The organism is Ensifer sp. YR511 (assembly GCF_900103045.1).
GTDB lineage: Bacteria > Pseudomonadota > Alphaproteobacteria > Rhizobiales > Rhizobiaceae > Ensifer > Ensifer adhaerens.
Genome location: NZ_FNGR01000001.1, coordinates 846,355 through 872,004 on the forward strand (window position 1 = coordinate 846,355; position 25,650 = coordinate 872,004).

Below are 25,650 nucleotides of genomic sequence, written 5' to 3' on the forward strand. Positions count from 1 at the left end.
ACCTGATCCACGTCGTCCTCCCTGCAATCCCGAAGTCGCCTGCAGCTTAGCACCGGCGTTCCGGCTCCCTGTCCGAAAACCGACATGACGGGAAAAAATCGGCGGTCGATCCGGTTGCATCGGCCACCCGCTTGCCAGCCCGGCCTCGCACCTATTAACTCGCGCCATGGCCTTCACTTTCAGACAGTTGCAGTATTTCGTCGCCGTTGCCGAACAGGGGTCGATCACCCGTGCGGCGCAGAACCTGTCGATCTCGCAATCCTCGATCACCGAGGCGATCAAGGAGCTGGAAGGCGATCTCGGCGTCGAGCTCTTCGACCGGCATCCGCGCGGCCTGTCGATCACCCACAACGGCCACCAGTTCCTGCGCCACGCCACCAAGATCCTCTCCAATGTCTCGGACGCCCGCCGCAGCTTTTCCGACAGCCGCGAGGAAACCGGCGGCAAGCTCAATCTCGGCGTCACCTCGCTGGTTGCCGGCTACGTGCTTTCCGATCTGCTCGCCCGCTATCGCCGCGCCTGCCCCGGCGTGGAAGTCAGCGCCATCGAGGACAACGGCTCCTATCTCGAACATCTGCTGATCGGCGGCGAGCTCGATGTCGCCGTCATGGTCATATCCAACCTGCGCGACCGCATGGCGCTGCAGGCGGAGATTTTGGAGACCTCGCCCTATCGCCTATGGCTGCCGATCGGACATCCCTTGGTCAGCGCCGACATCATCTCCGTCAGCGATATCGCCAAGGAACCGCTGATCATGCTGACAGTGGACGAAATCGAGGAGAACACCGGCAAGCTTTTGTCCGCACTTGGCGCCCGCCCGCATGTCGCCTTCCGCACCCGCTCGGTCGAAGCGGTGCGCAGCCTGGTGGCGACAGGCGCCGGCATCGCGCTTTTGCCTGACCTCGTCTACCGCCCCTGGTCGCTGGAAGGCGACCGCATCGAGAGTCGCGACGTGTCGGGCGCGCTTCCCGTCGTGCAGGTCGGCATGGTCTGGCGCAAGGGCTCCGGCCTGCCACAATCGGCGCGCGATTTCGTCGGCATCGCCGAAGCGCTGAGAAGCGCCAGACCGCGCTAATTCACTAGATTTATTAGTCTTCTCCCGACACTGGCCACACCTTTGGCGTGCCGGTGGGTGACCGATATCGGAAAAACCGAAAGCGACATTCTGTTTAATGAATTTGCGAATACGGTGAAATGAAGGCACGCTTCATCCTGGGAACGAAGCCGCAAAACGCGGCTCAAAACTGGGAGAATTCAGATGAAGCAGATGCTCAAATCCTGCACGGCATTGACCTTGTCGCTCGGCCTTGTCGCCCCGGCCTTCGCGCAGGAGCCGCTGAAGGAACTCGGCAAGGGCGAAGGCGAACTCTCCATCGTCGCCTGGGCCGGCTACATCGAGCGCGGCGAGACCGACAAGGCCTATGACTGGGTCACGGATTTCGAAAAGCAGACCGGCTGCAAGGTCTCGGTCAAGACCGCCGCCACCTCGGACGAAATGGTGGCGCTGATGAACGAAGGCGGCTTCGACCTTGTCACCGCCTCGGGCGACGCCTCGCTGCGCCTCGTCGCCGGCAAGCGCGTCCAGCCGATCAACACCGATCTCATCCCGAGCTGGAAGACGATCGACGAGCGCATGCAGAACGCGCCCTGGTACACAGTCAATGGCGTCCACTACGGCACGCCCTACGTCTGGGGCCCGAACGTGCTGATGTACAACAAGGACGCCTTCAAGGGCGAAGCGCCGAAGAGCTGGAACGTCGTCTTCGAGGAAATGAACCTGCCCGACGGCAAGTCCAATAAGGGCCGCGTCCAGGCCTATGACGGCCCGATCCATGTGGCCGACGCTGCCAACTACCTGATGAAGCACAAGCCGGAACTCGGCATCAAGGACCCCTACGAACTCAATGAAGACCAGTACAAGGCAGCGCTCGAGCTGCTGCGCGGCCAGCGCAAGATCGTCGGCCGCTACTGGCACGACGCAATGATCCAGATCGACGACTTCAAGAACGAAGGCGTCGTCGCCTCCGGCTCCTGGCCGTTCCAGGTCAACCTGATGGAAGCCGAGAAGCTGCCGATCGCCTCGACCATTCCGGAAGAAGGCGTGACCGGATGGGCCGACACCACCATGCTGCACGCCGACAGCCAGCATCCGAACTGCGCCTATATGTGGATGGAGCACTCGCTGTCGCCGAAGGTCCAGGGCGACGTCTCCGCCTGGTTCGGCGCCAACCCGTCGGTCGGTGCGGCCTGCAAGGGCAACGAACTCTTGACCGACGCCGGCTGCAAGACCAACGGCTACGAGGACTTCGACAAGGTCAAGTTCTGGAAGACGCCGGTGACGAAGTGTGAAAGCCAGGGCGAATGCGTGCCCTATCACCGCTGGGTCTCCGACTATATCGGCGTGATCGGCGGCCGCTAAGCCGTCAGACCTATCGCAAGCATTTGCCCCTCACCCTGACCCTCTCCCCGCACGCGGGGAGAGGGAACGCCCCCGGCCAAACCGTAGGGCGTGAACTTGAGGCAAGACGCCCGCCGCATGTCCCCTTCGCCCCGCCTGCGCGGAGAAGGCGCCGGCAGGGCGGATGAGGGGCCACATTTCCCGGAGCCATACAATGACCACCGCCGTTCTCTTCGACAATGTTTCCCGCCACTTCGGCGCCGTGCGCGCCGTTGATGGCGTGAACCTCGAGATTGCCGAGGGCGAGTTCTTCGCCATGCTCGGCCCCTCAGGCTCCGGCAAGACCACCTGCCTGCGCCTGATGGCCGGCTTCGAGCAGCCGACCGGCGGCCATATCGAGATCTTCGGCGAAACGGCGGAGGGCGTGCCGCCCTATCGCCGCAGCGTCAACACCGTCTTCCAGGACTACGCGCTCTTCCCGCACCTCTCGATCCTCGACAACGTCGCCTATGGGCTGATGGTCAAGGGTGTCGGCCGCGAGGAGCGGCGCAAGGCGGCCGAGGACGCACTCGCCATGGTGAAGCTGCCGGGCTATGGCACCCGCCGTCCCGGGCAACTCTCCGGCGGCCAGCGCCAGCGCGTGGCGCTCGCCCGGGCACTTGTCAACAAGCCCAAGGTGTTGCTCCTCGACGAGCCGCTCGGCGCGCTCGATCTGAAGCTGCGCGAGCAGATGCAGGAGGAACTGAAGAGCCTGCAGAAGTCGCTGGGCATCACCTTCGTCTTCGTCACCCACGACCAGGGCGAGGCGCTGTCGATGGCCGACCGCATCGCCGTCTTCAACGATGGCCGCATCCAGCAGCTTGGCAGCCCGGAAGACGTCTACAAGCAGCCGAAGACGCGGTTTGTCGCAGATTTCGTCGGCTCGTCCAACGTGCTGCCGCAAAAGCTCTGCCAGCGGCTCGGGCTGAAGGCACCCTTTGCGAGCCTGCGTCCCGAAGCGATCGTCCTCGCCCAGCCGGTAGATGGCGCGCTCAGCCTCTCGGGCACCGTCTCGGCCCATAGCTTCCTCGGTGCCGTCAACCGTGTCGTCGTCGATGTCGATGGCGCCCGCGTCGCGGTCGCCAGCCCCGCAGCGCTCGCCGTGCCCGCGCTCGGCAGCCCCGTCACCATCAGCTTTGCCGCAAACGAGCTGCACCCGATGGAGGACGCATGACCGCCTTTGCCGAACCCCTCGTTCTGCCTGAACGCCGAGGCCCCGCCGGCCGCCTGTCGGACTTCTTCTGGAAGCACCCGCATCTGCTTCTGTTGATCATGCTCGCCCCGCCGCTGCTCTGGCTCGGCGTCGTTTATCTCGGCTCGCTGTTTGCGCTTCTGCTCCAGAGCTTCTTCTCGATCGACGATTTCTCGGGCCTGATTAACTACGAGTTCACGCTCGCGACCTATCGCCAACTGCTCAGCGAAACCAATCTCGACATTATCCTGCGCACCGTGCTGATGGCGGCGACCGTCACCGTCGCTTCCGCCGTCATCGCCTTCCCGATCGCCTATTACGCCGCGCGCTACGCACAGGGGAAATGGAAGGTGCTCTTCTATCTCGGCGTGATGCTGCCGCTCTGGTCGAGCTATCTGGTCAAGATCTATGCCTGGAAGCTGATTTTGGCCAAGGAGGGCATCCTCACCTGGTTCTTCGAAAAGCTGCATCTCATGTGGCTGCTCGACGGCTGGCTGTCGCTACCCGTGGTCGGCGGCAACTCGCTCTCGGTCAGCTACACCGGCACCTTCATCGTCTTCGTCTATGTCTGGCTGCCCTTCATGATCCTGCCGATCCAGGCAGCGCTGGAGCGCGTGCCCGGCAACCTGATCGAGGCCTCCTCCGATCTCGGCGGCACGCCGGCCCAGACCTTCCGCTACGTGCTCTTTCCGCTGGCCCTGCCCGGCATCGTCGCCGGCTCGATCTTCACGTTCTCGCTGACGCTCGGCGACTACATCATCCCGCAGATCGTCGGCTCGTCGCGCCTCTTCATTGGCCAGGCCGTCTATGCCCAGCAGGGCACGGCCGGCAACATCCCGCTGGCTGCCGCATTCACGGTCGTCCCGATCGTCATCATGGGCGCGTACCTCTTCGTCGCCAAACGCATGGGAGCCTTCGATGCGCTCTGAACGAAACCGCTCACCGATGGGCCTGAAGATTGCGGCCGCCGCCGGCCTCGCCTTCCTGCACCTGCCGATCCTCCTGATCTTCCTCTATGCCTTCACGACGGAGGAAAAGAGCTATCAGTTCCCGCCGCCGGGGCTGACGACGCAATGGTTCGCCGTTGCGTGGAACCGGCCCGACGTCTGGGCGGCGCTGACGCTTTCGGTCAAGGTCGCCTCGATCGCAACCGCGGTCGCGCTGGTGCTCGGCACGCTCTGCGCCGCAGCCGTCAGCCAGACGCGCTTCTTCGGCCGCGAGACGGTCTCGCTGCTCGTCATCCTGCCGATCGCGTTGCCCGGCATCATCACCGGCATTGCGCTGCGCTCCGCCTTCTCGATGGCCGATATTCCGTTTTCCTTCTGGACCATCGTGCTCGGCCACGCGACCTTCTGCATCGTCGTCGTCTACAACAATGCGGTCGCACGCTTCCGGCGGATTTCCGGCTCGCTGATCGAGGCCTCGATGGACCTTGGCGCCGACGGCTTCCAGACCTTCCGCTACATCATCCTGCCCAACATCGGCACGGCTCTGCTTGCCGGCGGCATGCTCGCCTTCGCGCTCTCCTTCGACGAGGTGATCGTTACCACCTTCACTGCCGGCCAGCAGTCCACGCTGCCGATCTGGATGCTCGAAGAGCTGATCCGCCCGCGCCAGCGGCCGGTGACCAATGTGGTTGCCATGGTCGTGGTGCTCGTCACTTTCCTGCCGATCCTCGGCGCCTACTACCTCACCCGCGACGGCGACCAGATCGCCGGCGCCGGCAAATAACTCGACTATCAAGGGAGAACAGACATGGACACCCAACTGCTGATCGGATCGCGCTTCGAGGCCGGCACCGAGGTCGACGAACACATCCTGAACCCGCGGACGGGCGGCAAGATCGTCGATCTGCCGGAAGCCTCGCATGCCCAGGTCGAGGCGGCCGTCGACGCTGCTGAAAGCGCCTTCACCAGCTGGTCGCAGACGACACCGGCCGAACGCTCCAACTATCTCTTGAAGATCGCCGATGCGATCGAGAAGGATGCGGACGGCTTTGCAGCCCTCGAGGCGCTCAACTGCGGCAAGCCGATCAACGCGGTCAAGAACGACGAACTGCCGGCGATCGTCGACTGCTGGCGTTTCTTTGCCGGCGCCGTGCGCAACCTGCACGCCCCGACCGCAGGCGAATACCTGCCCGGCCACACCTCGATGATCCGCCGCGATCCGATCGGCATCGTCGGCTCGATCGCGCCGTGGAACTATCCGCTGATGATGATGGCCTGGAAGCTGGCGCCGGCGATCGCCGGCGGCAACACCGTCGTCTTCAAGCCATCCGAACAGACGCCGCTGACGGCGCTGAAGCTGGCCCGCGTGCTTGCCGACATCCTGCCGGAAGGCGTGGTCAATGTTGTCAGCGGCCGCGGCGAAACCGTCGGCAATGCGCTGATCAACCATCCGAAGATTTCGATGGTCTCGATCACCGGCGATATCGCTACCGGCAAGAAAGTGCTGGCGGCGGCCGCCAAGACCGTGAAACGCACCCATCTGGAGCTCGGCGGCAAGGCCCCGGTCATCGTCTATGACGACGCCGACCTCGAAGCGGTGGTCAACGGCATCCGCACCTTCGGCTATTACAATGCCGGCCAGGACTGCACCGCCGCCTGCCGCATCTATGCCGAAGCCGGTATCTACGAGAAGCTGGTCGCCGACCTCACCTCGGCGGTCTCGACCATCCGCTACAACCTCGCCGACGACACCGAAAACGAGATCGGCCCGCTGATCTCGCGCCGCCAGCGCGATCGCGTTGCGAGCTTCGTCGAGCGCGCCGCCGACCAGAAGCACATCGAGATCACCACCGGCGGTGCCGCCGGCAGCTCGGACGGCTTCTTTTTCCAGCCGACGGTTGTGGCCGGCGCCACGCAGGAAGACGAGATCGTGCGCCGCGAAGTCTTCGGCCCCGTCGTCTCCGTTACCCGCTTCACCGGCAAGGACGATGCCGTCGCCTGGGCCAACGACAGCGACTATGGCCTCGCCTCCTCCGTCTGGACCAAGGACATTTCCCGGGCGATGAAGGCCGCCTCCCGCCTGCAATACGGCTGCACCTGGATCAACACCCACTTCATGCTGACCAACGAGATGCCGCATGGCGGCGTCAAGCAGTCGGGCTACGGCAAGGACATGTCGGTCTACGCGCTCGAGGACTACACCGCCGTTCGCCACATCATGATCAACCACGGCTGAGGCTCACCGCCCCGGGCGCGGAGAATGCATGCAAACGAAACAAACGGGAGGAGTTTGCGATGTACCGTCGTCAATTGCTTGTTGCCGCTGGAGCCCTCGGCCTCAGCGCCCTCGTGCTCACGCCGGCGGCGTTTGCCGCCGACGCGGCGCCGGATGTGGTCGCGGCCTATGTCGCGGCCTGGAATGCCCATGACTCGAGCAAGGCCGCATCCTACTTCGCCGATGACGTCACCTATTACGACGCGTCGGTCGGCAAGCCGGTCACCGGCAAGGATGCAGCCAAGACCGGCGTCATCGACAATTTCCTGAACGCGGTGCCTGATGCCGTCTGGACCATGAAGGGTGATCCGATCGCTAGCGGCGACAAGGTCTCCTTCGAATGGGAGTTCTCCGGCACCAATTCGGGCGCCTGGGCCGACGGCACGGCCGCGACCAACAAGAGCTTCAAGTTCACCGGCGCCTCGGTCTTCACCGTCAAGGATGGCAAGATCGCCGCCCAGAATGACTATTACGACGCGCTCGGCTTTTACAAGCAGCTCGGTCTGATGCAGTAGGCGAGCCGAGCGGCGGTTTCGCCGCTTCGATGGCCGCAGGCTTCGGCTTCCGGCCATCGTCTCTTGGCTTCAAATCATGAATACAAAACTCATAAATGACTTGCACCGGAAAAAATCTTGAGTAACACGATCACCTTATGAGTTTCTGACCACGCTCAGAAGGTATCGCATGCTTGCAGGACGGCGTTCTTCCAAGGCTCCATTACCGATCGGGCTTACCCGCGCGCGGGTGACGTCTTGACGGCGGCCGTGTCCGAACCGGTCGTCGCGACAGGCGGCCCCAAGGCGCTGTCGGTCGCCTTTGCCGGCACCCATGCCTGGTGCAATGAGAAGATGGTGCTCTCGGACGAGCTTTCCGACGGCATGGCGCTGCCGGACTTCTTTGCCTCCGGCGCCTTCGACCGCGCGCTCGATATCTACACGGAGAAATCCGGCGCCAGCGACCGCCGTGCCGTCGCCTCCATGTGGTCGCTCTACTATTTTTCGAGCCTCACCATTCCCTATCTCGTCGCGCGCGTGCTTGACGATCAGGTGCTGCCCGTCGCCTTCGATCAGATGAAGGTGGCGCTCGCCGAGGATGGCCTGCCGCGAACCTTCGGTGTCGCCACACTGGGCGACTGGCAGAAAGCGGACGATAGCGACGTTTTCGCCACGCTTGCCCCCCTGATGCAGGGGCATCTGCGTGAGGTCGTCAGTTATCTCAAGTCCGTCGGCGGCATAGCCCCGAAGCTCGCTTGGAACAATGCGCTCGTCTATATCGACTATGCGCTGCGCGCCTCCGGCATCGAGCCGCTGAACGCGCAAGCCGACGCGCTGATCGGCAGCAAGTCCCTGCCGGACGGCACACCCAATCCCTTCTTCGATTGCCTGCGGCACGAGGAGGAAGATGGCGCCCGTGTCTGCCGGCGCAAGATCTGCTGCCTGCGCTATCTGCTGCCCGGCGTCCCGAGCTGCGGCAGCCTCTGCGCCCTCCCAAGCCAAAGGAACCAATAGGTTTTGTCTTCCCGCTTCCTCTTCCCGGCCGCCCTGCGGCTGACGCTCGTTTTCATCACCGCCCTGCTCTTTGCTGTCTCCGCCCGCGCCGAAAGCAACTGGCCGATGACCGTCACCGATGCGGTCGGCCGCGAGGTGACGATACCGGCAAAGCCGAAGGCGATCCTGCTTGGAAGCGGCTTCAATCTCGTCGCCCTGTCGCTCATCCATCCCGATCCCGTCAGCCTGCTTGCGGCCTGGTCCGGCGACATGAAGACCGACAACCCCGAGATCTACGAGAGCTTCCGGCGTAAGTTTCCTGATATCGCCGACGTGCCGCAGATCGACGATGGCACCGGCCCGGGCCTCTCCTTCGAGACGCTGCTGACGGTGAAGGCCGATCTCGCGCTGCTCAATAACTGGCAATCCGACACTGAGTCCGGCAGGCGCGCCATCGAGTATCTGACCGGCATCGGCGTGCCCGTGGTGGTGGTCGATTTCAACAACGACGCGCTGACCGGCACGCCGCGCATGATGCGTCTGCTCGGCCGCATCCTCGAACGGGACGAACAGGCAGAAGCTTTCGCCCGGTTCTACGAGGACAAGCTCAAGCTGATCCGCGACCGCATCGCCGCCAAGCCGGAACCGCGCCCGCTGGTGCTGATGGACGCCTTCCCCCAACCCGACCGCTGTTGCTGGGCCTATGGCACCGGCGGTCTCGGCGAATTCCTGACGGTGGCCGGCGGCCGCAATTTTGCCGAAGGCGTGCTGCCGCGGCCGGGCGGGACCGTCAACGCCGAGGCGATCATGGCCGCCAATCCGGAAATCTATATCGCCACCTCCTCGCCCGGCGGCAAATACGGCACGCTCTCGATCGGCCCCGGCGTCAGCGAAGACGAAGCGCGCGAGACGCTGGCCCGCACCATCGAGGCGCCGGCGCTGAAGACCATCCGCGCCGTCGAGGAAAAGCGCGTGCACGGTCTCTGGAACTTCTTCAACGCGATCCCGCTCAACATCGTCGCCGCCGAAGCCTTCGCCACCTGGATCCGGCCGGATCTGTTTGGCGATCTCGACCCCCAGAAGAGCCTTGCCGAGATCAACGCCCGCTTCGCCGCGGTGCCGTTCGAGGGCACCTACTGGGTGGACCTGACACCCGCCAGATAGGGAGACGCCCTGCACACGCGAGCGCGGACCCACACGGCATCGTCACGCGTGTTCACCAATTCGTCAGGGTGCTTCCTTTCGTCCGACGCCCCGGCGTGTTGCCAGTCGGCGCCCACCCTATATAAAGGCCAGGTGGTGTAGCGCGCCGTTCCAAAAGGCGAGCGTCGCTGTAACACGTTGATCGGCTGCACGATTTCTCTGTTGCGTCGATTCCGGACCAAGGAATGATGCGGGGTTGAGGAGGATCTTGATGCTATGGTTGATCGCGTTACCGCTGGGTCTTGTCGTGGTGTATCTGGCAGCGCGCTTCAGCCGCTTTCGTCATTGGGCCGAACCGATCCTCTCCGTCGCCGTGGCGCTCGGCCTGCTCGTCGCCTTCATCATCTGGTTTGCCGACCGCGACGGTCGCACGCCGGCCGCGCCGCCGCCCGTTGAGACGACCCAACCGGCCGGCCTCACGGCCGCCGACGTTGCCCTCGAAGGCCTGACCTTCGAACAGAGCCAGCCGGAGAGAAGCTTCCGGCTGCGCGGCACGGTGACGAATAAAGGGCCGCAACTGCTCGAATATTTCCGCCTCGCGGTAACGCTCGAAAACTGCCCTGACGGCAATTGCGAGACGATCGGCAATGACACCGCACTCATCCTCGCCCGCGTGCCGGCGGGCCAGAGCCGTTCGTTCGAAACCTTCCTCACCTTCCCCAACCGCGAGGGCGAAAGCCTGACGGCGCCGAAATGGACGACCGAGATCCAGGAAGTCCGCGGCGCCAACCGGTAGTCGGCGGCGCGGGAGCGGAAGCGCCTGAACGGTAGCCCCCGTCTGCCCTCGCCCGACCGTCAAGCCGCTGCCGGTCGCTGCAACGCCTCGACGAGCTTCGCCGTCGACAACACCTCGGCAAATTCCGCCCGCAAGGTCGCCACGTGGGCGCGGTGGATTTCGCGCGCCGAGATGACTCCGCCTTCGCCGTCCGGCTGGTCGAAACAATCGCAGGCATCCTCGACGAGGATCATTCGGTAGCCGAGATTGGCGCCGACGCGCACCGAGGTCGAGACGCACATGTCGGTAGAAATGCCGAAGGCGACGACCGTCTCGACGCCGAGACGACGCAGGCGCAAGTCGAGGTCGGTGCCGATAAAGGCGGCGTTGACGCCCTTGGTGACGAGTGCCTCGTCTCCCATCGGTCCGAAGCCCGGCCGGAAGCCGTTGCCGGGCGCGCCGAGGGAAAGCGTCGAGCCGGGCATGACGCTGTCGTGGCGCACGTGAATGACTGGTCGGCCGCTTGCCCGCCAGGCGGCAAGAAGCGCAAGGCCGTTTTCATCGACCGCCTCATTCCAGCGACGCGGCCAGGGGGCGCTGTCAAAGGCCTGCTGCATGTCGATCGGCAGCAGCACGGCGTTGTCGGGGACACTCATTTTGGGCATGGCAAGGCTCCTTGGTTGTAGGGAGACGCTATCTTGCCTATCGTCCGATTTCACTGGACACGATGACGCCTGACCGGACATATGTCCGGAAATGGCGACAAGGAGGCGACGTTTTGACGGAAATCGATGAAAAGGATCGCCTGCTTTTGGCAGCGCTCAGGCAGGATTCGCGCCAGAGCCTGGTGGCACTGGCCCGCCACAGCGGCCTTTCGCGCAGCGCGGCCCATGACCGGCTGCGACGGCTGGAATCCAAGGGCGTGATTGCCGGCTACACCATCCGCCTCGGCATCGAAGACCAGAGCCCGACCGTCAAATCGCTGATCGCGATCACTTTCCAGCCCGGCAAGAACTGCGACCATATCGTGCCGCATCTCTCGGCCATGCCGCCCATCGTCACCTGCTGGTCGCTCGCCGGCGCCACCGACCTGATGGTGCTGGTCGAATGCGCCTCCAACGGCGATCTCGACACCATCCGCCGCCAGATATCGATCATCCCGGGCGTCGCGACGGTGCAGACGCACGTGGCGCTGAGGACGCATTTCAACCGGCGGGACTAGGCAAACGAAATGCGTCGCCGGCACGCTTGCAACGGCGACGCGATTTGCCTGCAGCTTGCCGCTCAGGCCGGCCGGCTGATCTCGTCGAGATACCAGTTGATGTAGCGCAGCTCGTTCTGCTCCATCGGCGCGATTGGGCCTGGCACAAAGTAGTGCGAGCGCACGCCCCGAGCGGTGTGCTCGATGATCGCCTTGTCCTCGTCGGTCGTCACCTTCCAGAGCCAGGTGAGCTTTTCCAGATCGTAGTCGCGCCCCTCCTCGGCCTTGCCGTCGACGAGCCAGATCAGCTCCATCTCCGAGGTTTCGGCCGTCTTCGGGATGAAGCGGTAGATCATGCCGTGGTCCGGATAGCAGACGAGGAAGGTGGTGCCGCCCAGATGGATCGAGGTGACGCCGCCGTCGAAATCGGTGAAGCGGCCCATCAGCGTGCTCAGCGCCTGCCCGTCCTTGCTGCCGGTCTGGACGCCATCATAGAGCGCGTAGCGGAAGGCATGAATGGTCTCCTTGCCGCCGGTGGAATTCTGCCAGTGATTGCCGGAGGCGACCTCGATGCCGAGCGCGCAGGTGCGCGCCTCCATCCTGGCGTTCAGTTCCTCGATCAGGTGCAGCGGCTGTTCCAGCGCATGGGTTTCGGAATATTCCGGATGCGCCGGCCCGCAATGGTAGCACTCGACATAGTTTTCGACCGCAAGCTTCCAGTTGGCGTCGATCGCATAGCTCTGACGATGGGCGATCTTCGCCGATCCCCAGCCATACTGGCCGCAAGTCGCACGCAACAGGCGCTCGACTTCGGAGAAATCAAGCGGCTCGGCGGCAAAGGAGATGAAGATCAATCCTTCGACGACACGCACGTTGAGCTTCTTCAGGCCGTGGTCCTCGCGCTTGAAGTCCTTGGGCATCAGCCGCGCCGCCTTCAGCGCGCCATCATTGCCATAGGTCCAGGCATGGTAGGGACAGATGAAGGCACGGGCATTGCCCTTGTCCTTGGTGCAGACCTCGGCCCCGCGATGACGGCAGACATTGAGCATCGCATGGATCTCGCCGCTTGCCGTACGGGTGACGATCACCTGCTCGGACGCCATGCGGAAGACCTCGAAATCATTGGCGTTGGGGATCGCGCTTTCATGGGCGACGCAATGCCAGTGACGCCGAAAAACCCGCTCGAGGTCCCGTTCATAGATCTCCGGGTCGAGGTAGAAGGCGCGGGCAAGCCCATGGCCCGGACGATGGCCGGCGACCAGCTGATCGATGCGGTCGCCCGCAACTGTCGTATCCTTAAGCTCCGATGCGAGCATGGACTGAACTCCAGAAAGAAGACCGGAAACCCGCGATCCGGCACGCGTATTTTCGTTGTGCCTCGAAAGGCCCCTCATCCGCGCGGTGAGGGGCTGTCTCAAGCGCCAGGCACGCCACCCAAACGCCTGCCTACATCCGCACCCGCTCCGCCCGCGGGTCGTACATCGGCTTCAACGACACCTCCGCCTTCACCCGCGTTCCGGCGATCTCGATCTCGAAGCTTGATCCGAGCACCTCCTCTGCGCTCTCGCCTTCCGAAGGCACGTAGCCAAGCCCGATGGCACCGCCGAGGTGGTGGCCGTAATTGCCTGACGTGATCGTGCCGACGATCTTGCCGTCGCGAACGATCGCCTCGTTGTGGAAGAGCAGCGGCTCTGGATCCGAGAGCCGAAACTGCACCAGCCGGCGCGAAAGCCCGCGATTGTGCTTGGCGAGCACCGCTTCGCGGCCGATGAAATCGCCCTTGTCGGCCTTGACCGCAAAGCCGAGCCCGGCTTCGAGCACATGATCTTCGTCGGTGATGTCGTGGCCGAAATGGCGGAAGGCCTTTTCGATGCGGCAGCTATCCAGTGTGTGGATGCCGCAGAGCTTGAGGCCCAGGTCCTGCCCCGCCGCCTCCAGCGCCTCGAACACATGCGCCGTCTGGTCGGTCGAGACATAGAGCTCCCAGCCGAGCTCGCCGACATAGGTGACGCGGTGGGCGCGGGCGAGGCCCATGCCGACCTCGATCTCGCGCGCCGTGCCGAACGGATGCCCCGCGTTGGAAAAATCGTTCGGGCTCACCTTCTGCATGAGCTCACGCGCCTTCGGCCCCATGACGCAGAGCACGCTTTCGCCAGCGCCGACATCGGTGATCACCACGAACTCGTCCGTCAGATGCTTGCGCAGCCAGGCGAGGTCGCGCTGGAGCGTGGCGCCGGGCACGACCAGCAGGAAGGCGGTTTCCGACAGCCGCGTCACCGTCAGGTCGCTCTCGATGCCGCCGCGGGCGTTGAGCATCTGGGTATAGACGATCCGGCCGGGCTCGACGTTCATCTCGTTGGCGCAGAGCCGCTGCAGGAAGGAAAGCGCATCGCGCCCTTCGACCCGGATCTTGCCGAAGGAGGTCATGTCGAACAGGCCGACGCCGTTTCGCACCGCAAGATGCTCGTCCCTCTGGTTCTCGAACCAGTTCTGCCGCTTCCATGAATAGCGGTACTCGCGCTCCTGGCCTTCCTTCGCAAACCAGTTGGCGCGTTCCCATCCGGCGACTTCACCGAAGACAGCGCCGCGGGCTTTCAGATGCTCGTGCAGCGGCGAACGGCGCACCCCGCGCGCGGTCGCCATCTGGCGATAGGGGAAATGGTCGGCGTAGAGCAGGCCGAGCGTTTCCGAGACGCGGTCTTTCAAATACGCGCGGTTCTTCTGGAACGGCTGCGCCCGGCGGATATCCACCTCCCAGAGATCGAAGGGCGGCTCGCCGTCATTCATCCATTGGGCGAGCGCCATGCCGGCGCCGCCCGAGGAAACGATGCCGATCGAATTGTAGCCGGCCGCGACCCAGTATCCCTTCACCTCCGGCGCTTCGCCGAGATAGTAGCGGTCGTCGGGCGTAAAGCTTTCCGGGCCGTTGAAGAAGGTATGGATCCCAGCCGTTTCCAGCATCGGCATGCGGTTGACCGCCATTTCGAGGATCGGCGCGAAGTGGTCGAAATCGTCCGGCAACTGGTCGAAGCAGAAATCCTCGCGGATGCCGTCCATTCCCCAGGGCTTGGCCTTGAGCTCGAAGGCCCCGATCAGCATCTTGCCGGCATCTTCCTTGTAATAGGTGCACTCGTCCGGCACGCGCAGAACCGGCAGGCGCTTCAGCTCCGGAATCGCCTCGGTGACGATGTAGAAATGCTCGCAGGCGTGCAGCGGCACCGTGACGCCGGATTGCCGCGCAAACTCCCTGCCCCACATACCGGCGCAGTTGACGACATGATCGGTCTCGATCGTGTAGCTCTCGCCGTTCTGCTCGCAGGTGACGCCGGTGACCCGGCCGTCCTTCTTCAGGACGGACGTCACCTTGACGCCCTCGATGATCGTTGCGCCGTTCTGGCGGGCGCCCTTGGCGAGCGCCATGGCGATGTTGGCCGGGTCGCACTGGCCATCGAGCGGCAGATGCACCGCCGCCTTCACATCCGAGGTGTTGAGGTGCGGATACATCGCCTTTACTTCGTCAGGCGTGATCTCGCGCACGTCGACATTGAAGGCACGCGCCAGCGACGCCTGGCGATAGATCTCCTCCTTGCGCTCCTCCGTCAGCGCGACGGTGATCGAGCCGTTCTGGCGCATGCCGGTGGAAATGCCGGTTTCGGCCTCGAGCTTGACGTAGAGGTCGGCCGAGTATTTCGCGAGCCGCGTCATGTTCTGCGAGGCGCGAAGCTGACCGATCAGGCCGGCCGCATGCCAGGTGGTACCGGAGGTCAGCTGCTTGCGCTCAAGCAGAACCACATCGGTCCAGCCGAGCTTGGCGAGGTGATAGGCGACGGAACAGCCGGAGACGCCGCCACCGATGATGACTGCGCGGGCTTTCGAGGGAATGGGCTTGCTCATGCGCGCAGTCTTTCATTGGAGGGATCCCAGAGCGGTTGGTCCGCCTCGACCGTCGCCTTGAAGCGATCGCCGAAGATCTCGACCTCGATTTCCTTGCCGGGCACGGCAAGGTCGGCGCGCAGCATGCCGAGCGCGATCGACTTGCCGACGCGGTAGCCCCAGTTGCCCGAGGTCGTCTCGCCGACAACCTGGCCGTCGGACCAGAGCGTCGACATGTAAGGCGCGTCGCAGCCGTCGGCGGCGACGGTCAGCGTCACGAAGCGTTTGGAAACGCCCTGCTGCTTCTCACGCTCCAGCGCCGCCTTGCCATTGAAGCCGGGCTTGCCCCAGTCGACGAAGCGCTCCAGCCCACCCTGCAGGATGGTGTAGTCGGTCGACAGATCGCCCTTCCAGGCACGGTAGCCCTTCTCGATGCGCAGACTGTCGAGCGCTTCCATGCCGAAGGGTTTGAGGCCATGCTTCTGACCGGCCGCCCAGACGGCGTCGAAGATGGCGGCCGTGTCCTCGACCTTGGTATGGATCTCCCAGCCGAGTTCGCCGGCGAAGGAGACGCGCACGAGCTGGCAATAGCGCCCGGCGATCTGCGCCGTCTGGTGCGTGAGCCAGCCCTTGGCGAGATCCGCTTCGCTGACCTCGGCGAGGATCGCGCGCGATTTTGGCCCGGTGAGGATCTGGCAGGAGAAGGACTTGGTGACGTCGTCGATGGTGAAGGCGGCGTCTGCCGGCCGGTGCTTCATCAGCCATTCGAAATCGTGCCACTGCGCGGTTGCGGCGGTGATGAGGAAGAAGAAGTCTTCGTCGAGCATCATCACCGACATCTCGGTAACGATCCGGCCCTTGTCGTCGGCGAAATAGGCCAGGCCGATGCGCCCAGGCTTCGGCACGCGGCCTGTGATGAGGCCTGAGAGCCATGCGGTCGCGCCCTCGCCCTTTACCCGGAAGCGCGAGAAGCCCGGCAGGTCGAGAATGCCGGCGGCATCGCGCACGGCCAGGCACTCTTCTTCGATGCGCTTGGCCCAAGGCCCTTCGCGGCCCCAGGTCTGCGTCGCCTCTTCCGAGGTGTCATCGCCTGGTTTGGCGTACCACATCGCACGCTCCCAGCCGTTATAGGGCTTGAACTGGGCGCCGAGTGCGGCGATGCGATCGTGGATCGGCGATAACTTCTTGCCGCGCCCGGCTGGCCAGTAATGCTTCGGAAAGTGCATCGCGTATTCATGGCCGTAGATCTCCATGCCCTTGGCGATGCAATAATCCTGGTCGGTGTAGTCGGTGTAGCGGCGCGGATCGCAGGACCACATGTCCCACTCGGTCTGGCCCTCGGTGATCCATTCGGCGAGCACCTTGCCGGCGCCACCCGCCTGGCAGATACCGAAAGTGAAGACGCAGGCCTCGAAGGCATTGGGCACGCCGGGCATCGGCCCGATCAGCGGGTTGCCGTCGGGTGCATAGGGGATCGGGCCGTTGATGATCCGCGACAGCCCGGCCGTTCCGAGGATCGGCACGCGCTCGACGGCGTCGTTCAGGTACCATTCCAGCCGGTCGAGATCGTCCGGGAAGAGCTGGAACGAAAAGTCTTCCGGCATCGGGTCGTCGGGCGTTACCCAGTGGGCGCGACAGTTGCGCTCGTAGGGGCCGAGGTTCATGCCGTTCTTTTCCTGGCGCAGATAGTAGGAGCTGTCGACGTCCCGCAGGAGCGGCAGCTTGTGGCCGGCCTCCTTCGACCAGGCGGCGAGTTCCGGGATTTCGTCGAACAGGATATACTGATGGCTCATCACCATCATCGGCACGTCGCGGCCAAACATCTTGCCGACCTCGCGGGCGTAGTAGCCGGCGGCGTTGACGACGTATTCGCAGCGGATCTCGCCCTGCGGCGTCGAGATGACCCATTCGTCGTTTTCGCGGCGCGCGCCCGTCACCGGACAGAAGCGGATGATCTTGGCGCCCATGTCGCGCGCACCCTTGGCGAGCGCCTGGGTCAGCTGCGCCGGGTCGATGTCGCCGTCATAGGGATCGTAGAGCGCGCCGGTCAGCTCGCGGGTTTCGAGGAAGGGATAGCGGGCGCGCATCTCGTCGGGCGACAGGATATCGAGATCCATGCCCTGGTAGCGCCCCATGCCGACGACGCGTTTGAACTCCTGCAGCCGCTCCTTGGAGTGGCCGAGCCGGATCGAGCCGGTGACGTGATAGTTCATCGGATAGTCGACGAGCGCCCCGAGGTCACGATAGAGCGACGCCGAATAGCGCTGCATGTTCATGATCGACCAGGAGGACGAGAAAGTCGGCACGTTGCCGGCGGCATGCCAGGTGGAGCCCGCCGTCAGCTCGTTCTTTTCCAGAAGCACGCAGTCGGTCCAGCCGGCCTTGGCAAGGTGGTAAAGCGAGGAAGCCCCAATCGCTCCCCCACCGATGATCACGACGCGTGCGTGCGACGGCAAATTCGACATTAACTGTTCCCTCGTTTTGGCGAATTCTTGCCGGTGAAGCCGGGCGCCATCAAGCAACGGAAACAGGCTTTATTGATCGATGTTTTCGATTAGATTGGAGCGATTGCAGCGGGAGAGAACGGCATGCAGGTGGAGCTGATCGAAACCTTCCTGGACCTGATGGAGAGCCGCTCCTTCAACCGCACCGCCGAGCGCCTGAACCTTACCCAGTCGACCGTCTCACATCGGGTGAAGGCACTGGAAGCGCAGTTCAACCGCAAGCTCTTTACCCGCAACAAGGGCGGCACCGTGCCGACGGCCGCCGGCCTGCGCTTTCTAGATTACGCAAAAGCCCTGCAAAACCAATGGCATGAGGCCACACGCGCGGTCACCAACGCCGGCGCGCTGGAGCGCTCCATGCGGCTTGGTGTCCAGCATGATCTGGCGGAAGCCTTTGCCGGGGAATGGATGGCGACGATCCGCCGGGAGCTGCCCGGCATCGAGATCTATATGGAGGCGGACTACTCCAACCAGATGAACCGCGATCTCGGCGCTGGCGAGCTGGATCTGGCGATCCTCTACACGCCCCACTACCTGCCCGATCTCTATTACGAAAGGATCGGCGATCTGCATTACGTGATGGTGAGCACGGAGGCGCAGATGCTCGCCGAGATCCGCTCCGAGAGCTACATCCGCTCGAGCTATTCGCCAGGCTTCGATCGCGCCCACCGGCTGGCGCTGCCGCATCTCTCCGCAGCGCTGCTTGCCGCCGGCCAGAACATGGCGATCACCCGGCTGCTTCGCACACTCGGCGGATCGGCCTACGTGACGGCAGCAACGGCCGAGCGGCTGGCGGACGATGGATTTACTGCGCGCGTTCAGGACGCGCCCGTCATCCCGCAAACGGTCTATGCCGCCACCAGCCTGCGCACCCGCCACGCCCACCAGCACCGCAAGATCATCGCCGCCATGGCCGATCTGCTTGCAACGCTGCCGGTGCCGAATTCGGAAACGGGTTAAGCCATGCGGCGTTGAATCAGCCGCTGCAGAAACATCAGGATCGAAACGATCGCGAGATAGTAGACCAGCGCTGCCGAATACCACTCGACGAAGCGGAAGCTGGAGGCGATCGCGTCGTTGACGACCGCCATGATCTCGCGCATCGAGATTACATAGGCAAGCGAGGTCAGCTTGATCAGGTTGATGAATTCGTTGACCAGCACCGGCATGACGATCCTGAGCGCCTGCGGCAGAACCACCAGAAAGAAGGTCTGCCAGCGATTGAGCCCGAGCGCGCGGGCGGCATCCGTCTGCCCCTGGCCGATCGCCGCAAGCGCCCCGCGCATCGCCTCCGCCATATAGGCGGCCGTGACCAGCGTAAACGCGATGAAGGCAGCGACGAAGGGCGTGTACCAGGGCGCCCGCGTGAGCCCCGGAAAGAGCTGCGGTGCGCCGTTCCAGACGATCAGGAGCACGAGTATCAGCGGCGCCGAGCGAAACAGCCAGACATAGACCTGCGCCGCTGTGCGCCTGACCGCCGCCATCGAATTGAGCGCGACGGCCAGCGGCAGGCAGAGCAGGAACGACGCCGCCTGCACCAGGATCGACAGCAGGATGGCGATGCCCGCCCCCTGCAACATGACGGGCATGGTCAGGGCATCGAAAAACAGTTTCGTATCGAAGTTCATGCCCCGCCTCCTTTCGCTCAGGAGTCGTAGTCGACGTCGAAGAGCGCCGGATCGAGCCCGTATTTCCTGGCGAGATCGCCGAAGAAGCCCTTCTCCTTGAGCGCCTTCAGCCCTGCCTTCACCGCGGCTGCATCGCCACCGTCACGGCGGCTGTAGATGCCGTATTTGAAGTCCGAGGCCCAGATATAGGGGAGCGTGAGCGCGCCGTCGGAGCGCGACGCGCGATAGGCGCCCTCCGCCTCTTCCGTTACGGTCGCATCGACGCGGCCGACGAGCACCTGCTGGTAGGCGGCCTGCTGGGTCGGGTATTCCTGCACATCGACCGGCGGCAGGCCCTTGGCCGCGAGCGCCTCGTTTAAGGGCCCGATCCGCTCTTCCTTGTAGTAGGCGCCGGCTTCGAGCGCGATGACCTTGCCGCTGAGATCCTCCGGCGCCTTGATCGTATCGCTGCCCGCTTTGGTGACCATGGCGGTCGCCGATTTCATGTAGGGCACGCCGTCATAGGTCTCGCGCCGCTTGGCGTTGATGTAGATGCCGCTGACGATGACGTCGCAGCGCCCTGCCCCGAGCGTCGGCAAGAGGCCGGCGAATTCGGTGACGGTGTAGTTCACCTTCGCATTCCATTGCGCGGCCAACGCTTCGGCGATCTCGATGTCGATGCCGGTCGGCTTCGCATCGGCCGGATGTTCCTTGAAGGAGAGCGGCGGAAAGGCCGCGGTGGTGCACACGCCAACCTCTCCATCGGCGGCGAAAGCCGGCGGCTCGGCCTGTGCGGCGCCGGCCGAAAGCACGGCGGTCGTCAGAAGGGTTGCGCAGGATGCCAGTCTGATCATCTTCATTCCCCTCATTGTGCTGGTGAAACGCGGCCGACGATGTCGCCATAGGTCTGGCTGTCGAAGGCGGGAAGGATGAGCGGATCCACAAAGCCGTCGCGCCGCGCCGTCAGCGCGTATTGCATCATCGACGCATTGTCCGGCATCTCGAAAACCTGGACGAAGTCATAGGTCCCGAGCGTGGCATAGAAGGCGACCGAGCGGCCGCCGAGCGCTGCGACCCGATCCTCGCTCACCTTGCGCCGGCTGCCACTATCGGCAAGCTCGGCCAGTCCCTTCGAGGTCAGTCGCATCAGCGAGATGTATCTTTGCATGGGGCATCATTCCGTTGAACGGTTGGCAAAAGGCTTTGGAAATGTGAGGACCGCGCCTGGAGCAATTCCAGGAGAAGCCTGAAGCGGCTTTTCGTCCGGAATTGCGCGGTGCCAGAGCGCTAGCGGGCGGCCTTGGCCAGTCCGGCAATTACGGCATCACTGGTCGAGACCGTGCCGAAGATGCCGTTCTCGATCGAGATCATGTTGATCGCCGCCTCATGCGCCCACTGCTCGCCGCTGGCGCAGCAGTCCGAAATCGTCAGGCACTGGAAATTGCGGTCGCAGGCTTCGCGCAGCGTCGTATGCACGCAAACGTCAGTGGTGCAGCCGGTAAAGAGCATGTGGGTGATGCCCTGGGATCTCAAGACATGCTCGAGATCCGTATAGGTGAAGGAGCTGTTGCAGGTCTTGTCGATGATGACGTCGGTCTCGGCGACATCGAGTTCCGGGAGCAACTGGAAGCCGGGGCTGGAACGCAAAAGCACCTGCGTGTTCTCAAGTCCCGAGCGCTTGCGCCGCCATTTCTCGTAAGGCGTCATGTCGGCGAGATCGGCGCGGTAGCCCTGGCGCGTGTGGATGATCAGGCAGCCGGCTTGCCGTGCCGCCGCAATCACCCGGTTGACCGCGGGCACGATCGCGGCCAGCGGCGCCGGATCGTAGCCCATCGAGGCGAAGTAACCGTTGGGCGAGCAGAAGTCGATCTGCAAATCGATCACCATCAGCGCCGTCTGCGCCGGAACCAGCTTTCCATCATAAGGAAAATCAAACGGTTGTGCCTCGATCATCGTAGTCCTCCCTCTCTCCGGTCCGATTCATAGGAGCAAAAATCGATTGGGAATAGCGATTTTTTATGCTTGATATTGTGCAGTCTGGCTAAACGATTTCACGCCGTGAGGGGCGCGATCAGAGCGGGAGGGCTCACGTGAAGGCGTTGCATTTCCTGCCCTATATCCGGGCGTTCGAGGCGGTCGCGCGCATCGGTTCCGTGCGCCAGGCGGCGGATGAGCTGGGCTTGAGTCCCGGCGCCGTGTCGCTGCAGCTGCGCCGGCTCTCGGAGACGACCGGCCTGACGCTGCTTGAAAAATCCGGCCGCAACATCAGGCTTACGGCCGCCGGCCGCGAGTTCGCGCAGACGGTTTCCCACGCGATCGGCAACCTTGCCGCCGCCGTCGAGGACGGCACCGACCGACGGCTCGAAAGCCACCAGGGCAAGCTGACGGTCGGCCTGCCCCCGGCGCTCGCGATTGCCTGGATGGCCGGCCTCCTCGTACAGTTCGCGGGTGCGCGCGGCGTCACCGATCTTTCGATGCGCAATTGCATCCGCGCCAGCGACGTCGTCTGGGACGATGTCGATCTCGCCGTCGTCTACGACAATCCGCCCTTCGACGGCCTGTGGTGGCAGGCAGTCAGCGACGTGAAGCTCAGGACGGTCTGCTCGCCGCTGCTCTTTCCGCGGCTCGAAGGCCCGCTGCGCGAGCGGAAGCTGCGCGACGTCACGCTGCTGCATGAGGATGACGGCCGGGAATGGACGCGCTGGTCGGCCGCCTCGCGCATCTCGCTCGAAGGCAGCCGGAGCGTGCGGGTGCAATCGGTCGCGATCGCCGTCGCCTCGGCGCTACAGGGCCAGGGCATCGCGCTCGTCTCCGACGTGCTGACACGCTCCTATCTCTACGAAGGACGCCTGATCCAGCCCTTCCCGACGGCGATACCGGCCTCGGCCGGCTACTATCTGCTCTGCCCGACGGAAAAGGCGGAGGAGCCGCTGATCCAGGCCTTCGCCAACCAGATCGCCGCGCACCTGCGTGGCGAGCGGTCCGGCGACAAGCAGGCTCAGTAGCGACCCTTGAGCAGCGCCTTCAGCCGCTCGGCGTCCGCCTCGCTGACATCAGCCGGTGCCATCACCTGCATCCACGCGTCGATATAGTGCTCCGGCGCATAGACATGGCCGTAGCCGATCGGCGAGGTCGTCGCGAGCGCCATGTCGGCGAGCAGTTGGAACATGGTGACGACGGGGAACCATCTGAGCGCAGGAGAGACGTCGGCACCGCGCGGCGCCTTCATCCAGTCGGGCTCGCGGTAGAAGGAGTATGGATCGAAGAAGGTGATCGGGTCACTGGCATATTGCAGATAGACGATGCGGACATTGCCCCAGGTCGCGCCCGGGATGTTCAGCGCATTCTCCTGATTGGTGAAACGGATCACCGAGCCGTCGCGATAAAGTGGCCGCCATTCCGGCGAGCCCGGATTGCGGTTTCGGGTGATCTGCAGCCAGGTCTTGGTCGGGAATGGCGAGCCGACCCAGAGCGCGCCCTGGAACGGATCGCTGATGATATCGAAGGGATCGACCGAGCCTTGCGAGTTCATCGAGCCGAGGCTGAGGCCATAGAGATAGAGCTTCGGCCTTCTGTCCTTCGGCAACGTCGTCCAGTAGCCATAGACCGCATCGAAGAGCGCATCGGCAGTCTCCGCGCCATATTCCGGCTCGACCAGCAGCGACAGCCAGCTCGTGAGATAGGAATACTGCACCGCGACGCTGGCGACGTCGCCCTTCAACAGATATTCGAGCGAATCGAGGCCCGGCGGATCGATCCAGCCGGTGCCGGTCGGCACCACGATCAGAAGGTTCGATCGCTCGAAACCACCGACGCGCTTCAATTCCTCCAGCGCGAGCTTCGCCCGCTCCTTGGCGGTCTCGGCCGAGTTGAGACCGGCGTAGACGCGCAATGGCTCTTTTGCCTCTCCGCCGAAGAAGCCGGCGATGTCCTTCGCCGCCGGACCGGAAGCGATGAACTGGCGGCCCTGGCGGCCGAGTTCGTCCCACGTCATCAGCGACGCGTTGCTGCCGGTCTTCAACGGATCGGTCGGCGGCGCGACATCCGGATCGATCAGCGCGTCCAACCGCTGGAACGAGCTGTCGGCCGCATGCAGCGCGAAGCGGAAGATGACGCCGTCAACGGCGGACCAGAACAGCGCGACGGCGGCAACGACGGCTGCGACCTTTGCCAGCGGCCGGGTCAACACATGCTCGAAGCGGCGGGTCAGAAACCGGAAGGTCAAGCGGAATAGGCGCGCGATGAGCACGATGGCGACAAACACGAGGGCCGCGATCAGCCCGAGCTTGAACGGCTCAGCACTTTCGACCGGGTCGAGCCCCATGATCTGCCGCACCGTGTTCTGCCAGTAGGCGGTGCGCCAGAGGAAGGCGAGCGCAACCGCGGTGCAGCCGAGCGCCGCTAGCACCTTCACCGTAAGGCCTGTGCGGCCGCGGATCTCCGGCAGGTCGAGCAAGGACCACAGCCAGCGCAACAGTACGCCGATCGCATAGCCGGCGGAAAGCGACAGGCCCGAAATCACCGCCTGCACCACATAGGGCCGCGGGATGAGGCTCGGCGTCAGCGACATGGCAAAGAAGAAGACGCCGACGATGAGCCCCGTGGTCGAGAACGATGCCAGCAGCGTCGAGAGAAAACGCGGCATCGGCAACCTCGACAGCGGCGTCTGTTGAAGATGGTCCATGGCGTCGGGTCCCCACTGATGCTGGCACGGTCACCGGAACAACTGCGGGCTGTTCCGGCGCCGGCAATGTCGCTTCCCCGGCGTGTCCAGTCAATCGCCACAACCGCACGACACCCTGACGCGAACCGGTCGACGGGCACTTCGGCCCCTAAACCCGGGTGACCTCGACCGGCGTCTTCATGATGATTTCACGGTGCGGGAACGGGATCGAAATGCCCGCCGCCTTGAACGCATCCCAGAGCGCCATCAGCACCTGGCCGCGGATGTTGGTGAGCCCGTTGCTCGGATCGGAAATCCAGAACCTCAGCTTGAAATCGAGCGACGAGGCGCCGAAACCCGTCATCCAGCACACCGGCTGGGCGTAGCTGCTCGCCACCCGCGGCAGCGATGCGGCGGTCTCGATGGCGATGCGCGCCACCTCGTGCGGGTCGCTGTCATAGGAGGTGCCGAAATCGACCTCGATGCGGACGAAGTCGCTGGAGAACGACCAGTTCACCACCTGCTGCGAAATGAAGTCCTCATTTGGAATGAGGTATTCCTTGCCGTCCCGGGTGATGACGGAGACGAAGCGGGAGCGCAGGTCGCGCACGGACCCGAAGGTATCGCCGAGCGTGATCGTGTCGCCCGGCTTGATGGATTTGTCGAGCAGGATGATGATACCGGAGATGAAGTTGGAAACCACCTTCTGCAGACCGAAACCGATGCCGACACCGACCGCCCCGGAGAAAACCGTCAGCGCCGTCAGGTCGATGCCGGTGGCCGATAGCGCGATTGCGCCGGCAAAGCCAATCAGTGCAATCTTGACCAGCTTGCTGATCAGAACCTTGAAGGAGGGTGTCAGGTCCGCTGACCGCTGGATCCAGTGCGACGAGACATTGCCGATCAAAACGGCAAGCCAGATCAGCGCGGCGGAGAGCACGATGGCTTTCAGGACGAGCAGCAGCGACAGGCGAACCGCACCGAGATTGATGGCAACGCCATCAAGTGTCGTCAGGATCACCCGGTCGAGCCCGACCGCATAGAGCGCAAAATAGATCCAGCCGACGACGGCGGTGACGCGCGCCAGCATCTGGTTGCGGATGATGCGTGTGAGCACCGAGATGACGAACCACGCCGCCGTCAGCGTCAGCGCGGTCGCCACCAGCCAGCGATAGGACGGCCAGCCAAAGCGCAGGATCATGCCGTCGGCAATCCAGAGCCAGACGATCAGAAACAGCCACCGCAGCCGCCGCATGAAGGCGATGATGACCCGCAAGAGATCCGGGTTGCCCTTGATCAGACGGGCTCGGGCTTCGACCCGCGGCTCTATCCGCTTCGCCAGTGCGCCGCAGACCAGGTAGCCGGCGACGATGATGGCGAGCTGATAATAGGTCCACTCGTTCAAAAAGACCGTCTGTAGCCAGGAAGCGGCGGCATCGAGCGCTGTTGCGAAATCCATCGTCTCTCTCCGAGAGAGCAAGGCGCCCGCCGAGCGTGTGGGACGCCCTCCTAACTCGAATCTAGGGCATCCCTGATGGTTTCAAAG

General features: G+C 63.9%; 23 protein-coding genes. 13 read left to right on the forward strand and 10 right to left on the reverse strand.

Annotated features, from left to right (window positions below; all coding sequences use genetic code 11):
- Positions 1-166 precede the first annotated feature (166 nt).
- The 10 genes from BLU15_RS04185 to BLU15_RS04230 all read left to right on the forward strand — a co-directional run bounded on the left by BLU15_RS04185 (position 167) and on the right by BLU15_RS04230 (position 10,277).
- Positions 167-1,075 carry a LysR family transcriptional regulator gene (locus tag BLU15_RS04185; protein WP_029742595.1) on the forward strand — a complete coding sequence of 303 codons (909 nt, stop codon included), beginning with the start codon at positions 167-169 and terminating at the stop codon, positions 1,073-1,075.
- Positions 1,076-1,258: 183 nt separating this feature from the next.
- Positions 1,259-2,419 (forward strand): ABC transporter substrate-binding protein, encoded by a 1,161-nt coding sequence (locus BLU15_RS04190; protein ID WP_029742594.1) that lies wholly within the window; start codon positions 1,259-1,261, stop codon positions 2,417-2,419.
- Between the two features lie 193 nt (positions 2,420-2,612).
- Entirely contained in the window at positions 2,613-3,611 is a 999-nt protein-coding gene (locus tag BLU15_RS04195; RefSeq protein WP_029742593.1) for an ABC transporter ATP-binding protein, read from the forward strand.
- Complete coding sequence (locus BLU15_RS04200; RefSeq protein WP_060515874.1) at positions 3,608-4,558, forward strand: ABC transporter permease; 951 nt, start codon at positions 3,608-3,610, stop codon at positions 4,556-4,558. The genes BLU15_RS04195 and BLU15_RS04200 overlap by 4 nt, the downstream gene beginning before the upstream one ends.
- Positions 4,548-5,360, forward strand: a complete 813-nt coding sequence (locus BLU15_RS04205) for an ABC transporter permease (RefSeq protein ID WP_034792091.1) — start codon at positions 4,548-4,550, stop codon at positions 5,358-5,360. The genes BLU15_RS04200 and BLU15_RS04205 overlap by 11 nt, the downstream gene beginning before the upstream one ends.
- 24 nt (positions 5,361-5,384) lie before the next feature.
- Complete coding sequence (locus BLU15_RS04210; RefSeq protein WP_090294366.1) at positions 5,385-6,812, forward strand: gamma-aminobutyraldehyde dehydrogenase; 1,428 nt, start codon at positions 5,385-5,387, stop codon at positions 6,810-6,812.
- Between the two features lie 59 nt (positions 6,813-6,871).
- Positions 6,872-7,366: an ester cyclase gene (locus BLU15_RS04215; protein ID WP_060515873.1), complete on the forward strand. Its 495-nt coding sequence runs from the start codon at positions 6,872-6,874 to the stop codon at positions 7,364-7,366.
- Positions 7,367-7,699: 333 nt separating this feature from the next.
- On the forward strand, positions 7,700-8,359 hold the full coding sequence (gene fhuF, locus BLU15_RS04220) for a siderophore-iron reductase FhuF (RefSeq protein ID WP_090294481.1): 660 nt from the start codon (positions 7,700-7,702) through the stop codon (positions 8,357-8,359).
- A 33-nt stretch (positions 8,360-8,392) separates the two neighbouring features.
- Positions 8,393-9,502: an ABC transporter substrate-binding protein gene (locus BLU15_RS04225; RefSeq protein WP_034793544.1), complete on the forward strand. Its 1,110-nt coding sequence runs from the start codon at positions 8,393-8,395 to the stop codon at positions 9,500-9,502.
- 250 nt (positions 9,503-9,752) lie between these two features.
- On the forward strand, positions 9,753-10,277 hold the full coding sequence (locus BLU15_RS04230; protein ID WP_060515871.1) for a hypothetical protein: 525 nt from the start codon (positions 9,753-9,755) through the stop codon (positions 10,275-10,277).
- Between the two features lie 59 nt (positions 10,278-10,336).
- Here BLU15_RS04230 and BLU15_RS04235 read toward each other — a convergent pair whose 3' ends face one another.
- Complete coding sequence (locus BLU15_RS04235) at positions 10,337-10,921, reverse strand: cysteine hydrolase family protein (RefSeq protein ID WP_089043398.1); 585 nt, start codon at positions 10,919-10,921, stop codon at positions 10,337-10,339.
- Between the two features lie 113 nt (positions 10,922-11,034).
- On the opposite strand from BLU15_RS04235, the gene BLU15_RS04240 reads away from it, so the two are divergent.
- On the forward strand, positions 11,035-11,478 hold the full coding sequence (locus BLU15_RS04240; RefSeq protein ID WP_226020607.1) for an Lrp/AsnC family transcriptional regulator: 444 nt from the start codon (positions 11,035-11,037) through the stop codon (positions 11,476-11,478).
- Between the two features lie 62 nt (positions 11,479-11,540).
- On the opposite strand, the gene BLU15_RS04245 is transcribed toward BLU15_RS04240, so the two are convergent.
- The 3 genes from BLU15_RS04245 to BLU15_RS04255 all read right to left on the reverse strand — a co-directional run bounded on the left by BLU15_RS04245 (position 11,541) and on the right by BLU15_RS04255 (position 17,795).
- The gene (locus BLU15_RS04245; protein WP_090294368.1) at positions 11,541-12,773 is read right to left on the reverse strand and encodes an aromatic ring-hydroxylating oxygenase subunit alpha; all 1,233 of its coding nucleotides are present in this window, start codon (positions 12,771-12,773) and stop codon (positions 11,541-11,543) included.
- Positions 12,774-12,903: 130 nt separating this feature from the next.
- Positions 12,904-15,351, reverse strand: coding sequence for a GcvT family protein (locus BLU15_RS04250; protein WP_090294370.1), 2,448 nt, complete (start codon positions 15,349-15,351; stop codon positions 12,904-12,906).
- Positions 15,348-17,795, reverse strand: a complete 2,448-nt coding sequence (locus BLU15_RS04255) for a GcvT family protein (RefSeq protein WP_090294372.1) — start codon at positions 17,793-17,795, stop codon at positions 15,348-15,350. The genes BLU15_RS04250 and BLU15_RS04255 overlap by 4 nt, the downstream gene beginning before the upstream one ends.
- A gap of 123 nt (positions 17,796-17,918) precedes the next feature.
- On the opposite strand from BLU15_RS04255, the gene BLU15_RS04260 reads away from it, so the two are divergent.
- A complete protein-coding gene (locus BLU15_RS04260) occupies positions 17,919-18,794 on the forward strand; it encodes a LysR family transcriptional regulator (RefSeq protein ID WP_090294373.1) in 876 nt (291 codons plus the stop codon).
- Here BLU15_RS04260 and BLU15_RS04265 read toward each other — a convergent pair.
- The 4 genes from BLU15_RS04265 to BLU15_RS04280 all read right to left on the reverse strand — a co-directional run bounded on the left by BLU15_RS04265 (position 18,791) and on the right by BLU15_RS04280 (position 21,394).
- Positions 18,791-19,462, reverse strand: a complete 672-nt coding sequence (locus BLU15_RS04265; RefSeq protein WP_034792072.1) for an amino acid ABC transporter permease — start codon at positions 19,460-19,462, stop codon at positions 18,791-18,793. The two genes, BLU15_RS04260 and BLU15_RS04265, sit on opposite strands and share 4 nt — an antisense overlap.
- Positions 19,463-19,479: 17 nt before the next feature.
- Positions 19,480-20,295, reverse strand: coding sequence for a transporter substrate-binding domain-containing protein (locus BLU15_RS04270; RefSeq protein WP_176960265.1), 816 nt, complete (start codon positions 20,293-20,295; stop codon positions 19,480-19,482).
- Positions 20,296-20,306: 11 nt separating this feature from the next.
- Positions 20,307-20,609: a GYD domain-containing protein gene (locus BLU15_RS04275; RefSeq protein ID WP_090294375.1), complete on the reverse strand. Its 303-nt coding sequence runs from the start codon at positions 20,607-20,609 to the stop codon at positions 20,307-20,309.
- 119 nt (positions 20,610-20,728) lie between these two features.
- Complete coding sequence (locus tag BLU15_RS04280) at positions 20,729-21,394, reverse strand: cysteine hydrolase family protein (RefSeq protein ID WP_090294377.1); 666 nt, start codon at positions 21,392-21,394, stop codon at positions 20,729-20,731.
- A gap of 137 nt (positions 21,395-21,531) precedes the next feature.
- Here BLU15_RS04280 and BLU15_RS04285 point away from each other — a divergent pair, with 137 nt between their 5' ends.
- Entirely contained in the window at positions 21,532-22,446 is a 915-nt protein-coding gene (locus tag BLU15_RS04285; protein ID WP_090294379.1) for a LysR substrate-binding domain-containing protein, read from the forward strand.
- On the opposite strand, the gene BLU15_RS04290 is transcribed toward BLU15_RS04285, so the two are convergent.
- Positions 22,440-24,125, reverse strand: coding sequence for an alpha/beta hydrolase (locus tag BLU15_RS04290; RefSeq protein WP_090294380.1), 1,686 nt, complete (start codon positions 24,123-24,125; stop codon positions 22,440-22,442). The two genes, BLU15_RS04285 and BLU15_RS04290, sit on opposite strands and share 7 nt — an antisense overlap.
- A gap of 148 nt (positions 24,126-24,273) precedes the next feature.
- Positions 24,274-25,563, reverse strand: a complete 1,290-nt coding sequence (locus BLU15_RS04295; RefSeq protein WP_060515860.1) for a mechanosensitive ion channel family protein — start codon at positions 25,561-25,563, stop codon at positions 24,274-24,276.
- Between the last annotated feature and the right edge of the window lie 87 nt (positions 25,564-25,650).

Bases quoted from the DNA above. Each gene is read 5' to 3' on its own strand.
- BLU15_RS04185 (WP_029742595.1), top strand. From the start codon at position 167: ATGGCCTTCACTTTCAGACAGTTGCAGTATTTCGTCGCCGTTGCCGAA.
- BLU15_RS04190 (WP_029742594.1), top strand. From the start codon at position 1,259: ATGAAGCAGATGCTCAAATCCTGCACGGCATTGACCTTGTCGCTCGGC.
- BLU15_RS04195 (WP_029742593.1), top strand. From the start codon at position 2,613: ATGACCACCGCCGTTCTCTTCGACAATGTTTCCCGCCACTTCGGCGCC.
- BLU15_RS04200 (WP_060515874.1), top strand. From the start codon at position 3,608: ATGACCGCCTTTGCCGAACCCCTCGTTCTGCCTGAACGCCGAGGCCCC.
- BLU15_RS04205 (WP_034792091.1), top strand. From the start codon at position 4,548: ATGCGCTCTGAACGAAACCGCTCACCGATGGGCCTGAAGATTGCGGCC.
- BLU15_RS04210 (WP_090294366.1), top strand. From the start codon at position 5,385: ATGGACACCCAACTGCTGATCGGATCGCGCTTCGAGGCCGGCACCGAG.
- BLU15_RS04215 (WP_060515873.1), top strand. From the start codon at position 6,872: ATGTACCGTCGTCAATTGCTTGTTGCCGCTGGAGCCCTCGGCCTCAGC.
- fhuF (WP_090294481.1), top strand. From the start codon at position 7,700: ATGGTGCTCTCGGACGAGCTTTCCGACGGCATGGCGCTGCCGGACTTC.
- BLU15_RS04230 (WP_060515871.1), top strand. From the start codon at position 9,753: ATGCTATGGTTGATCGCGTTACCGCTGGGTCTTGTCGTGGTGTATCTG.
- BLU15_RS04235 (WP_089043398.1), bottom strand. From the start codon at position 10,921: ATGCCCAAAATGAGTGTCCCCGACAACGCCGTGCTGCTGCCGATCGAC.
- BLU15_RS04245 (WP_090294368.1), bottom strand. From the start codon at position 12,773: ATGCTCGCATCGGAGCTTAAGGATACGACAGTTGCGGGCGACCGCATC.
- BLU15_RS04250 (WP_090294370.1), bottom strand. From the start codon at position 15,351: ATGAGCAAGCCCATTCCCTCGAAAGCCCGCGCAGTCATCATCGGTGGC.
- BLU15_RS04255 (WP_090294372.1), bottom strand. From the start codon at position 17,795: ATGTCGAATTTGCCGTCGCACGCACGCGTCGTGATCATCGGTGGGGGA.
- BLU15_RS04260 (WP_090294373.1), top strand. From the start codon at position 17,919: ATGCAGGTGGAGCTGATCGAAACCTTCCTGGACCTGATGGAGAGCCGC.
- BLU15_RS04265 (WP_034792072.1), bottom strand. From the start codon at position 19,462: ATGAACTTCGATACGAAACTGTTTTTCGATGCCCTGACCATGCCCGTC.
- BLU15_RS04270 (WP_176960265.1), bottom strand. From the start codon at position 20,295: ATGATCAGACTGGCATCCTGCGCAACCCTTCTGACGACCGCCGTGCTT.
- BLU15_RS04275 (WP_090294375.1), bottom strand. From the start codon at position 20,609: ATGCAAAGATACATCTCGCTGATGCGACTGACCTCGAAGGGACTGGCC.
- BLU15_RS04280 (WP_090294377.1), bottom strand. From the start codon at position 21,394: ATGATCGAGGCACAACCGTTTGATTTTCCTTATGATGGAAAGCTGGTT.
- BLU15_RS04290 (WP_090294380.1), bottom strand. From the start codon at position 24,125: ATGGACCATCTTCAACAGACGCCGCTGTCGAGGTTGCCGATGCCGCGT.
- BLU15_RS04295 (WP_060515860.1), bottom strand. From the start codon at position 25,563: ATGGATTTCGCAACAGCGCTCGATGCCGCCGCTTCCTGGCTACAGACG.